8 protein-coding genes are annotated in these 12494 nt (G+C 70.5%); 4 read left to right on the top strand and 4 right to left on the bottom strand.

The window, feature by feature from the left end:
• Positions 1-70 precede the first annotated feature (70 nt).
• From EDC50_RS11520 to EDC50_RS11535, 4 genes are all read right to left on the bottom strand, one after another.
• Positions 71-1630, bottom strand: coding sequence for a serine hydrolase (locus EDC50_RS11520; RefSeq protein ID WP_242003060.1), 1560 nt, complete (start codon positions 1628-1630; stop codon positions 71-73).
• A 233-nt stretch (positions 1631-1863) separates the two neighbouring features.
• On the bottom strand, positions 1864-3174 hold the full coding sequence (gene lysA / locus EDC50_RS11525; protein WP_123770630.1) for a diaminopimelate decarboxylase: 1311 nt from the start codon (positions 3172-3174) through the stop codon (positions 1864-1866).
• 60 nt (positions 3175-3234) lie between these two features.
• The gene (locus EDC50_RS11530; RefSeq protein WP_123770631.1) at positions 3235-6264 is read right to left on the bottom strand and encodes a TonB-dependent receptor; all 3030 of its coding nucleotides are present in this window, start codon (positions 6262-6264) and stop codon (positions 3235-3237) included.
• Positions 6265-6303: 39 nt separating this feature from the next.
• Positions 6304-7737 (bottom strand): transglutaminase-like domain-containing protein, encoded by a 1434-nt coding sequence (locus EDC50_RS11535; RefSeq protein WP_199742114.1) that lies wholly within the window; start codon positions 7735-7737, stop codon positions 6304-6306.
• Between the two features lie 362 nt (positions 7738-8099).
• On the opposite strand from EDC50_RS11535, the gene EDC50_RS11540 reads away from it, so the two are divergent.
• From EDC50_RS11540 to EDC50_RS11555, 4 genes are all read left to right on the top strand, one after another.
• Complete coding sequence (locus EDC50_RS11540; protein WP_123770633.1) at positions 8100-9563, top strand: C40 family peptidase; 1464 nt, start codon at positions 8100-8102, stop codon at positions 9561-9563.
• Positions 9560-10657 (top strand): dipeptide epimerase, encoded by a 1098-nt coding sequence (locus tag EDC50_RS11545; protein ID WP_123770634.1) that lies wholly within the window; start codon positions 9560-9562, stop codon positions 10655-10657. Before EDC50_RS11540 ends, EDC50_RS11545 begins: the two co-directional genes overlap by 4 nt.
• A 122-nt stretch (positions 10658-10779) precedes the next feature.
• On the top strand, positions 10780-11640 hold the full coding sequence (locus EDC50_RS11550; RefSeq protein WP_123770635.1) for a MurR/RpiR family transcriptional regulator: 861 nt from the start codon (positions 10780-10782) through the stop codon (positions 11638-11640).
• Between the two features lie 49 nt (positions 11641-11689).
• Entirely contained in the window at positions 11690-12484 is a 795-nt protein-coding gene (locus tag EDC50_RS11555; protein WP_123770636.1) for a L,D-transpeptidase family protein, read from the top strand.
• Positions 12485-12494: the final 10 nt, after the last annotated feature.

Raw genomic sequence — 12494 nt, forward strand, 5'->3', positions numbered from 1 at the left:
CGGCTTGCTCGTCGACGCGCACGCGGCCGTCAGCGCCAGCAGCGCCAGCGCCGCGCCGGCACGGCCGCGCTCAATCGCAGCCGCGCACGCGCTCGAAGCGCAGGTCCTCGTAGTCGTAGCTGAAATCGGCATCGGGGTCGACCTTGGCCATGGTCAGGGCGATCTTGCCCTGCGCGGACGCCGGCGCGAAATCCAGCCAGGCCTCGGCGTCGACGCTCGGGTCGGCCCAGTCCACCAGCAGGCGCTCGCCGACGCGCATCAGCCTGCCGTCCAGCAGCGGCGACTTGTGCGCGCGGAAGCGTACGCCGCCGCCGTCCGGGCAGATCGACGCCTCGCCGAACCAGGGATCGCGATAGACGCCGGCCTGGCCGAAGCCCGCCGCCGGCAGCGGCCGGCGCGAGGACGTGTCCGGCGCGCGCGAGGCTGCCGGCCGCTGCGCGCGCTCGCGCTCGAGCAGCGCGGCGTAGTGCGCCACGTCGAGCTTGGCCTGCGGCCGGGTGAAGCGCTTGACCAGCACCTGGCTCAGCACCGTGCGGGCGTCGCTGGCCTCGCCGTTGCTGAGGATCACGAAGCCGACGTCCAGATCCGGCAGCCAGGTCACCGCCGAGTACATGCCCATCAGCGTGCCCGTGTGCGAGACCTTGTAGGTGCCGTCGACGTCGGCCAGGCGCCAGCCGTAGCCGTAGGCGGAGAAGCGGCTGCCGTCCCACTCGCGCATGCGCTCGCTCAGCGGCATCGGCATCTGCGCGGTGGTCATCGCGCGGCGCTGCTCGTCGGAGAGCCAGCCGGGCGCGCTCTGCGGCCGCACCCAGGCCCGCACCCAGGCCAGCATGTCGTCCAGGCTGCAGCGCACCCCGCCCGCCGCGGCCATGGTGGTGGCCGGCACGGTCTCGCCGTCCTCGCGCACCGGCACGTTGCGCTCGCCCCGGCGCATGTGCGGCTGGGCCAGGTTCGGGGTCTCGGCGCGGCGCCAGGCGCCGACCCGGCAGTGCTCCATGCCGAGCGGCTCGAACACTTCGCGCCGCACCAGGTCCTCGTACGGCGCCCCGCCGGCCGCGGCGGCGACTTCGCCGGCGACGATGTACAGCAGGTTGTCGTAGTCGTAGCGCGAGCGGAAGCTGTACTGCGGCACCAGGTGGGCGAGGCCGCGGATCACGTCCGCGCGCGCGAACGCATTCGGCTCCGGCCACAGCATCAGGTCGCCGGCGCCGGCGCGCAGGCCGCTGTTGTGGATCAGCAGGTCGCGCACCTGCATGTTCCGCGTCACCCAGGGATCGTGCATGCGGAACTGCGGCAGGTGCCGGGTCACCGGGTCGTCCCAGCGCAGCTTGCCGGCATCGACCAGCCGCGCCAGCACCGCTGCGGTCATCGCCTTGGTGTTGGAGGCGACCTTGAACAGCGTCTGCCGGTCGATGGCCGCGCCTTCACCCGCGACGCGTTCGCCGGCGGTGCGCGCATAGGTCACCCGTCCCTGCTCGATCACGCCGACGGCCAGCCCCGGCAGGCGATAGCGCGCCATCACCGCGTCGAATGCGGCGTCGATTTCCGGATCGGGATGCGGATTGGAGGTCGGAACCGCCGCCCAGGCCGACAGCGGCAGCAACGCTGCCAACAGCAGGCCACGGCGCACCTCGGCGTGCGCCGCGGCGTGCTTTTGCGCCGCGGACTTGCGCGAATGGCCACGGATCAGGCCGCGCGCGACGCACAGGACCCGGATGCGGAGCCCCGCGGCCGCCGCCCATGCGCGGCCGAGGGATATCCCTCGCGCTTTCGCCTCCATCCGCGCTCGTCCGGGCGGATCCCCGGGTGCAAAACCGTCGTCGGCTTCCGCCGCAACGACGGCAGGCAAGTGGAATGGGAAGTTCATGGCCGTTGCCAATCCTGGGCCAACTGCTCGGTCGCGACCATCTCCTCGAACGTCTGCCGGCGGCGCACGAGCGCGTAGCGGCCGCGGTCGAGCAGCACTTCGGCCGGCAGCGGGCGGGAGTTGTAGGTCGACCCCATCGACGCACCGTACGCCCCGGCGCCGGCGATCAGCAACAGGTCGCCCGGTTCGCAACGCGGCAGCAGGCGGTCGCGGGCGAAGGTGTCGCCGGTCTCGCACACCGGCCCGACCACGTCGTAGCGCTGCGGCGGACGCGCCTGCGCGTGCAGCGGCACGATGTCGTGCCAGGCCTCGTACAGCGCCGGGCGCAGCAGGTCGTTCATCGCCGCGTCGAGCACCAGGAAGTCGCGCTGCACGCCGGGCTTGATCCGGATCGCGCGCGTGACCAGCACCCCGGCCTCGGCGACCAGCCAGCGGCCCGGCTCGAGCACGATGCGACCGGGAAAGTCGGCCAATGCGGTGCGGATCGCGCCTGCGTATTCGCCGACCGCGACCGGCCGGTCCGCGTCGGCGCGATAGCGCACGCCCAGGCCGCCGCCGACGTCGATGCTGTCCAAGGCGTGCCCGGCCGCGGCCAGCTCGCGCCAGAACTCCGCGACCCGGCCCAGCGCGCGCCGGAACGGCACCACGTCGAGGATTTGCGAGCCGATGTGCGCGTGCAGCCCGTCCAGGCGCACGTTCGGGTATGCGCTCGCCTCGGCGAACCAGCTGCGCGCCTCCTCCACGCTCACCCCGAACTTGTTCTCGGCCTTGCCGGTGGAGATCTTCTCGTGCGTGCCGGCGTCCACGTCGGGATTGACCCGCACCGCCGCGCGCGCGATCGCGCCCTGCCCCTCGGCCACGCGTTGCAGCAGGCGCAGCTCGTCGGCGGACTCGACATTGAATTTCCAGATGCCCGCGGCCAGCGCCAGCGCGATCTCTTCCTCGGTCTTGCCCACGCCCGAGAACACCACCCGCTCCGGCGGGATGCCCGCATGCAGGCTGCGCCGCAGTTCGCCGGCCGAGACGATGTCCGCGCCCACCCCGAGCTCCGCCATCAGGTTCAGCACGCCGAGGTTCGGATTGGCTTTGACCGCGAAGCAGATGCGCGCATCCAACCCGGCCAGCGCCTCGCGCAGCGCGGCCACGCGCCCGCGGATCGCGGTGGCGGAATAGGCGTAGAACGGCGTCGGGAAGTGCTCGGCGAGAAGGCGCAGGTCGACGTCGTCGAGCGTCGCCGGACCGACGCAGCCGGCGCCCGCTTCCCGCGAACGCCCGCCCCCGCGCCGGCGTTGGTCGGTGGTCAGCATGGGGTCTCCACGAAAAAAAGAGGGCAGCCCGCGGACGGCGGGCTGCCCCTCGGGGGGTCGTCAGAAGTTCACCGTGACAACCAATTGCGCGTAACGCGGCGCCTGGAAGCCGTAGCCCACGCCGAAGAACTCGTTGTACTCCGGCTGCCCGCCGTCCATGCCGACGCTCGGCTGCAGTTCCTGGTCCACCCGCACGGTGCGCTGCTGGTTGAGCAGGTTGTACACCGCGAACTTGACCTTGAGGTCGGCGCCGCCGAACGAGTTGAGATAGGTCAGGCTGGCGCCGAGATCGTAGGTCCACGGCATGCGGCCCCGGCCGCCACGGCGCGAGTGCTCGTACACGTCCGGGCCGTCGGGATCGATCCCGGTGTCCTCGTCGTACTGCATGCAGTTCGACACGCAGACGAAGTAGCTGTGGTATTTCTTGGCGTCGTAGGGGTTGCCGGCGCCGAAGCCGGTGATCGGGCCGCCCGACTGCACGTCCAGCGTCGCCGCCACCTGCCAATGGTCGTTGAAGGCGTAGGTGCCGCGCAGCTTGAGCTGGTGCTCGCGGTCGTTCGCGAGCGGGCCGTAGCCACCGAGGTTCACCCACGGATCGTCGAAGTTCTCGGTGCGGCCGGTGTCGGAGAAGTTGGTGTCGGAGTTGACTGGCCCCTCGGCGTTGCCCTCGCTCTTGGACCAGGTGTAGGACGCGTTGAACGACCACTTGTCGTCCCAGGCGCGGTCGAGCTGCAGCTCGACGGCCTTGTAGGTGCGCTTGGGCTCGACCCAGCCGCGCTGGCCCAGGTAGTTGCCCGCGGCGTCGTACATCGCCCAGCCTTCCTTGGAGGTATCGATGGTGATCCAGCCGTCCGCCTGGCCGTCGCAGTTGCTGTCGCCCCACACCGTGACCGGCTTGCCCGGGTTGGCCATCACCCAGCCGACATAGCCGTCGCCACCGCATTGCGGCGTGGCGGAGATCTCCATGTCGTCGATGGCGTCGTGCAGCCTGCGGTAGATGCCGCGCACGCCCCAGGACCAGGTGTCGTTGATCATCTGCTGGAAGCCGAGGATCGCCTCGTCCTGGTAGACCGGGTCCATGTCGCGGTCCACCTCCGAGCGCAGGTCGCCGACGGTGCCGTCGCCCTGCGACGTGTCGACGCCGCCGATCTGCGGGCCCAGGCGCGGGACCGCGTACTGCACCCCATTCAGCTCGCGTATCTCCCAACCGTCGAATGCGTAGTAGGTGCGCTCGTCCAGCAGAGCGCCGGCCTGCTTGATGTTGATGACGTTCGCCACCGGCAGGTAATAGCGGCCGACGTTGCCGAAAATCTTGGTGGTGCCGTCGCCCTTCATGTCCCAGGAGAAACCGAAGCGCGGCGCCCACATGTCGTCCATCTTGATGTAGGTGCGGCCCTCGGCGTCCTTGTTGTCGAACGCCTCGTTGCGGATGCCGATGTTCAACAGCAGGTTCGGCGTGATGTTCCAGTTGTCCTCGAGGTAGAACGCCGAGTTCGTGCTCTCGAAATTGCCGAAGATCTCGTACCGGCGCGCGCGCACGTAACCGTTGTAGCCCGGCGGGACCACGCCGCCGGGCGGGTTGGGGATCGAGCTTCCCGGCGCGCCGTCGTAGACGTTGTAGTAGATCGCTCCCGGACCGGCGTAGTACTGGATGTGGTCGGACGTATTGGTCTCATGGTCCACGCCGAAGCGCAGCAGGTGGTCGCCGAGCGACCACTCGAAATCGGCGCGCGCCTGTTCACGCACGTCCTCGCGCGAGAACACCGACGAGTTGGTGCTGCAACCGAGCTGCACCCCCGGTGGGCGCGGGATGGCGCTGACCGCGACCACGCGGTTGCACTCCAGGTCCAGCAGCGAGCGGGTGAACGCCTGCCGCTGGTTCTCGCCGTACATCAGCTTCATCGAGAAGTCCTGGGTGAAGTTCGAAGTCCAGGTGACCGCCCAGTTGTCGCCGCCGGTGTCGCTGTAGACCTCGTTCTGCTTGGCCAGGATCGTGTCGCTGTCGTAGTCGTAGCCGAACACGTCGCCGACGGTCTCGTTCTTGTCGGAGAACGCCATCAGGCTGAGGATGTTGTTGTCGGTGATGTACCAGTCCAGGGTGCCGCCCCAGAACCCGTCGTTGGAGTCGTTCTTGGTCAGCAGTTCGCCTTCGTCGTCGGTGTTCGTCGGCTGGTAGTCGCGGACCTCGTACAGGGCGAAGAAGAACAGCCGGTCCTTGATGATGGGACCCGACGCCCACACGTCCAACGTGGTGGACGAGTAGTCGTCCTTGCCGAAGGTCAGGTAGCGCTCGCCGTCGAAGTAGCGGTCCCTCGCCGAGGACTGCCAGGCGCGCGGCTCGAACGCGAGCTCGGCGCCGTACTCGAACTGGTTGGTGCCGGAGCGCGCCACCGTGTTGATCACGCCGCCGGTGGTGCGGCCGAACTCGACCGAATAGCCGCCGGTCTTGACCTGGAATTCCTTGTAGAACGCGAACGGCGCCTCGGAGAAGCCGTTGCGGTTGTAGAAGTCGGTGACGTTCAGGCCGTTGATGTAGAAGGCGTTCTCGGCCACCGAGGAGCCGCCGAAGGAGATGCCGCCGAAGGAAGCGTCGCCCTTGGTGACGCCCGGGGCGATCAGCGCCACCGAGGTCAGGTCGCGGTCAACCGGCAGCCGCGCCACCTCTTCGGTGGTGAGCGTCATCGCCGATTCGGTCGAGGTCACGTCGACGAGCGGCACTACGCGCGACCCCACCACCCGCACCGCGGCCAGGTCCACCGCGCCGCCCGCATCGAGGTTCACCGTGGTGGCGCTGCCCAGCGATACCGTCACCTCCACCGGCTGGCCGATGGGCTGGCCATTGCGGATCACCTGCAGCGAATAGGTGCCCACCGGCAGCTGTGCGATGCGGTAGTTGCCGTTCGCGTCCGCGGTGGTGGTGCGCGACAGCCCGGTGTCGACGCTGGTGACGACGATCTGGTCGCCCGCATTGGCGTTACCCGCGACGGCGCCGCTGACGGCCTGCGCCGTCGCAGTCATCGGCGCCATCGATGCGATGCATGCGCCCAATGCGATGCCTAGTGCCGCCCTGCGTAAAGTCCTGCCTTTCATCGCCTCTCTCCCCCGCTTTGGATTGGTCTGATGGGTCGGTCACCTCGTGCCGCCGGCGGGCAGCACCTCGGCCTCGAACGCGTAATCCCATTGGTCGAAGTAGAGGTTCCCCCCGTCCCACTCCGCTTCGCCGCGCTGGGAATCCACGGTCTCCGATCGGAAATGACGCTTCGGCGGCACGAACTCGCGGCCGTAGTCGTCGTTGAATGCGATGCGATAGGCGTCGATGCCGCCCAGGTAGAACCACTCCAGGCCCGGGTCGCCGGCATCGGCGAAGCGGCCGGTGGTGACGTCCATCGGCACCCAGCCGTAGGGCGCCAGGTACAGCTGGCCCCAGTCGTGCAGGTTGTCGTAGGCGCCGTCGGAATAGACCATGCCCGACTGCCAGCGCGCGGGGATGCCGTTGAGCCGCAGCAGCGTGATCAGCAGCAGGGTCTGCTGGCCGCAGTCGCCGTGGCCGGTGCGCAGCACGTAGTCGCTGATGTTGGACAGCGTCGAGTATTCGCGGGCGCCCGCCCAGGGGAACCGGTCCACCGCGGCGAACAGCTTCTGGGCGATGCGGTACGGATCGGTTTCGTCGCCCACGACCTCGCGCGAGAAGCGGCGCACGGCGTCGCTGAAGACGATGTGCGGCGGGCGTTCGGCCAGGTATTCGGCCAGCCCGGCGCGTTCGTGCGCGCTCAACGGCCGCACCTTGGCCGGATCGAGCAAATGCTGGCGCGCGTACACGGTGAGCTCGTAGCTGACCGAAAAGCGCGTCGGCTTGCCCGCTTGCGCCCTGCGCTCGAAGTACACGGTGCGCTGCGGCGCGCGCTCCGGCGCCACCTGCGCTTGCGCCGGCTCGCTGGCGAGCAGGCGGATGTCCTCCTGCTGGCCGGGCAGCGCGAGGGGGTACGGGATCCAGGCGCGCACCGTCTCGCCTGCGGGCACCGCGTCGGCATCGACGGTGAGCGTCTGCGTCACCCGCACGCGGCGGGGCGCGACGCTGCTGTCGCCGCTGCGCGCCTGGTCCAGCGCCTCGCGGTGATGGGCGTTCGGCGATTCCATGGGCCCGGCCGACGAACGCCGCGGCGTGGCCCGGCGCGCCGCGGCCTCCGGGCTGAGCAGGAACAGGTTCGAGATCGAACGCGCGAAGTAGTACGGGGTGCCGTCGATCTCGAGGTGCTCGAGCCGTTGCGACGCCTTCCAGCGCTGGAACTCGTCCTCGCGCAGGTCGGGAATGTGTTCGCGCAGCTTGGCCTTGGCCGCCGGCTCGCTGAGCGGAAAGTCCAGGCGGATGCGGCGCATGCGCTCGCGCTCGAATTCCAGTGCGCGACGGCGCGCCGGCGGCAGGTCGTCGCGCGCGAGCGCCGCGTCGATCGCGCGCGCGGCCTCGGCGAAGCGGCCGGCGTCGACCAGCGCGGAAGGCTCGGCCGGCGGCGCCGGGGCGGCACCGCGCCCGGGCTCGGCGGCCGCGGCCAGGCCAAGCACCATCAAGGTGAGCACGGCCCAGCGGGCGGCGCGTCGCGCCGGACCGGGCCTTGCCATGCTGCCACGCTCGCCGCCCCCGCTGTCCACGTCGCCGCTTCGCCCTTGGGTGACTGTCTCGGCTGTGTAACATGGTCGAAGCAGGCAGTCAATAATTTATTCTTGACTATTCAGATCGACGAAGCTTTTATTCTAATCGGGACCGGCCGCCCCACCTGCGCGGCCTGGGGACACCGATGACCCGGACGGCCTGGACAAGTTGGCGCGCGACCGCGGGCGAACCGCTGCGGGTGCCGGCCCGGCCGCCGCCTTCCGCCTTGCCGCCGCGCCGCCAGCGGCGGCGTCCACCTACCGGAGCGCCCGCAGCCATGCGCCTCCTGCTTTCCGCCGCCCTCGCCCTCGGCCTGGCCGCCCCCTGCGCGGTCGCGCGCGACGCGTCCCCGACACTGCCGATCCCGCCGCACGGCGTGATCGGGATCGGCCCGGCGCAACTGGACCCCGCGTACTGGATCGGCCAGGTGCCCGACCCGGACCGCGAACTGTTCAGCCGCGCCGACATCGCCGCGCACAATGCGCAATTGCATCGACGCGACCCCGCCATGATCGACATCGAGCGCCTGCCGCCCTCGCTGGACCGGGCCCTCGTGGCCGAGCGCGTGGGCGGGCTGTCGAAGCGGCCGACGCGGCCGCTGTACGACGCGGAGGGCCGACCGATCCCGGCCCGGGCCTTGGACGCGATCGTCGCCAACGCGCGCCTGGACGCCATTCCCGAGCGCCAGCCGCTGCGCTACGGCCTGGTCGTGCACCGCGCCGCGCTGCGCACGTTCCCGACCCATCTGCGCGCGTTCAGCACGCGCGGCGACAGCGACATCGACCGTTTCCAGGAGAGCGCGCTGTTCCCCGGCGATCCGGTGGCGATCGTGCACGAGAGCGCCGACGGCGAGTGGTGGTTCGTGCTCAGCCCCCGCTACGCCGCCTGGATCGAAAAGCGCCATGTGGCCGAGGGCAGCGCCGACGCGGTGTTCGGCTATCTGCGCAAGTCGCCCTACCGCGTGGTCACCGGCGGCACCGTGCGCACGGTGTTCGACCCCGAGGAGCCGGGCGTGTCGCAGTTGCAGCTGGACATGGGCGTGCGCGTGCCGGTGCTCGCCGACTGGCCGCCCGACAAGCCGGTGCACGGCCAGCATCCGTACGCCTCGCACGTGATCGAACTGCCGGTGCGCGACGCGGACGGCCGCCTGCGCTTCTCGCCGGCGCTGCTGCCGCGGCGCGAGGACACCCAGGCCGATTACCTGAGCGCGACTCCTCGCCATCTGATCTTCCAGGCGTTCAAGTTCCTCGGCGAGCGCTACGGCTGGGGCCACGCCTACGACGCCCGCGACTGCAGCGGCTTCGTTTCCGAGGTGTATCGCAGCCTCGGCGTCGAGCTGCCGCGCAACACCCGCGACCAGGCGGTAAGCCCGGTGCTGGACGGCGTGGTCTTCGGCGAGAACGACGGCGCCGCGCGGCGCCGCGCCGAAGTCGCCAGGCTGCGCCTCGGCGACCTGATCTACATCCCCGGCCACGTGATGATGGTCATCGGCCACGTCGACGGCGAACCGTACGTGATCCACGACACCACCGGCATCACCTACCGCGGCGCGGACGGCAAGCCGGTGCGGATGACGCTCAACCAGGTCTCGGTGACGCCGCTGCTGCCGCTGCTGTACGACGGCAAGACCCCGACGGTCGAGCGCATCACCGCGATCCGCCGCCTGCGCGGCTCGCCCGCCGTTCCCGCCGTTCCGGCGCACGCCGCGCCGGCCCGCCCCGCTTCCCGACAGGACCTATGAAAATCACGGACATCCGCTTCGGCATGCTGCGCGTCCCGCTGAAGACGCCGTTCAAGACCGCGCTGCGCACCGTCGAGGCGGTCGAGGACATCGTCGTCGAGGTGCACACCGACACCGGGCACGTCGGGTACGGCGAGGCGCCGGCCACCGCGGTGATCACCGGCGACACCCACGGCTCGATCGTGGAGGCGATCGCCAAGTTCATCGCCCCGCGCCTGATCGGCCAGGACGTGGCCAACCTCGACCGCATCACCCGGCTGATCCAGGGTGCGCTGGAGAAGAACACCAGCGCCAAGGCCGCGGTCGAAATCGCGGTCTACGACCTGTTCGGCCAGCTCTACGGCGTGCCGCTGTACAAGATGCTCGGCGGCGGCGACCCGGTGATCACCACCGACATCACCATCAGCGTCGACTACATCGACAAGATGGTGGCCGACTCGATCCGCGCCGTCGAGCGCGGCTTCGAGTCGCTGAAGATCAAGGTCGGCAAGGACATCGGCGTCGACATCGAGCGGGTCAAGGCGATCTACGCCGCGGTCGAGGGCCGCGCCCTGCTGCGTCTGGACGCCAACCAGGGCTGGACCGCCAAGCAGGCGGTGTACGCGATCCGGATGCTCGAGGACGCCGGCGTGCGGCTGGAGCTCGTCGAGCAGCCGGTCAAGGCCCAGGATCTGGACGGCATGAAGTACGTCACCGAGCGCGTGCATACGCCGATCATGGCCGACGAAAGCGTGTTCGGCCCGACCGAGGTGATCGACCTGATCCGCATGCGCGCGGCCGACATCATCAACATCAAGCTGATGAAGACCGGCGGCATCTCCAACGCCATCCGCATCGCGGACATCTGTTCGCTGTACGGCGTGGAGTGCATGATCGGCTGCATGCTCGAGACCAGCATCAGCGTCGCCGCGGCGGTGCACGTGGCGGTGGCCAAGGCCGGGGTGATCACCAAGGTCGACCTGGACGGTCCCTCCCTGTGCGCCTACAACCCGGTCGACGGCGGCGTGATCTTCGACGAGTCGGAGATCAGCATCACCGACGCGCCCGGCCTCGGCATCCGCGAGATCCGCGGCCTGGAACGCCTGGCGGCCTGAAGCGAGGAACGCGTGGAGAGGAACCCGAAACGAGCGGAAGCCCAAGCCGGCCGCGGCGTTCCCGACGCTCCCGGCCGCTTCGCCGGTTCCCCTTCGTCCGCTCCCCTTCGCCGGCTCCTGCCATGTCGCCGCTGCTGAAGATCCGCGCCGAACGCGACCGGATGTCGGCGATCGAGCGCCGCATCGCCGACTTCCTGCTCGACAACGCGCACCTGCTGCGCGACTACTCCAGCCAGCAGCTGGCCAACGCGCTCGGCATCAGCCAGTCCAGCGTGGTCAAGTTCAGCCAGAAGCTCGGCTACAAGGGCTATCCGGACCTGAAGTACTCGATCGGCCAGGCCCTGGCGCGCGGCGACGGCAACGGGAACGGCAACGGCGACGACGCCGGCGCCGCCGCGGCCGACGACCACCCGCATACCGCGCTGGCCGAGAGCCTGTGGCAGCTCAAGGCCCAGGCGGAAGCCGCGACCCGCCTGATCAACCCGCCCGAGAGCATCGACGCGATCGCGCGCGCGATCGTGCAGGCGGGCAAGGTGTTCATCATCGGCCTCGGCGAGGACGGCATCCCGGCGCGCGCGTTCGCCACGCGGTTGTCGCTGCTCGGCATCCTCACCGTGCATTACGTGGACGCGGCGCTGATGCACGCCGGCGTGTCGGCGGCCGCCGCGGGCGACGTGCTGCTGGTATTTTCCGAGCACGGCCGCCAACCGACCCTGTGCCAGATCGGGCGGCGTTTCCGCGAAAGCGCCGGCACCGTGGTCACCGTGACCCGGCACACGCCCAATCCGCTGCGCGCGCACGCCGACCACGCCTTGCTGGTGTCCGCGCACGACGAGCGCCGCCACATCGAACCGCTGCTCTACCAGTCGGCGCTGCAGCACCTGCTCGACCTGATCTTCGTGCTGCTGTGCGAAGCCAGCGAGGAGCGGCGCGGCCGGCTCGACCTCAACCTGGAACGGATGCAGGACCTGCTGGATGGGTGAGCGCATGCGACTCGAACCGAACCTGCCTCCACGCCCGGCGAACGCAGCCATGACCCGGCGCCCACCGGCCGCATTCGGGCCTGGGTGCCTGGCGTGGCTGCTCCTGGCGTGGCTGCTCCTGGCGCTGGCGGCCTGCGCGACCGGGCCGCAGCGCGCCGCCTTGCCCTGGCGCGACGCGGAACAGCTGGTGCTGGTGGTCGTGCCCGACTGGAACGCGACCGCGGGCGAACTGCGCCGCTACGAACGCCGCGGCGCCGGCTGGCGCGAGATCGACGCGGCCGTGCCGGTCGCGATCGGCCGCAACGGTGCCGCCTGGGGCGCGGGGCTGCACCCGGCGCGCAGCGACGGGCCGCAGAAGCGCGAGGGCGACGGCCGTGCGCCGGCCGGCGTGTTCGCGCTGGGCACCGCATTCGGCTACGCCGGGCGCGCCGCCACCGCGCTGCCCTATCGCGGCACGACCGCGTCCGACTGGTGCATCGACGTGCCCGCCTCGCCGCTGTACAACCGCATCGTCGATGCGCGCGAGGCGGGCAGCGACGCGGTCGCCGGCTCGACCGAACCGATGCGCCGCGACCTGCATGCGAACGGCGACCCGCGGTACCGGCTCGGCTTCGTGATCGGGCACAACCCGGGGAACCGTCCGGGCGCGGGCAGTTGCATCTTCGCCCACCTCTGGCGCGCGCCCGGCGAACCGACCGCGGGCTGCACCGCCATGGCGGAGCCGGCGATGCGGGCCCTGCTCGGTTGGCTCGATCCGCGCCGGCGTCCGGTGTTCGTGCTGCTGCCGCAGGCCGAGTACGGCCGGCTGCGCCACGCATGGGACCTGCCGGAGACCGCGCCATGATCGCGGCGCC

It is taken from the genome of Vulcaniibacterium tengchongense (assembly GCF_003814555.1).
GTDB lineage: Bacteria > Pseudomonadota > Gammaproteobacteria > Xanthomonadales > Xanthomonadaceae > Vulcaniibacterium > Vulcaniibacterium tengchongense.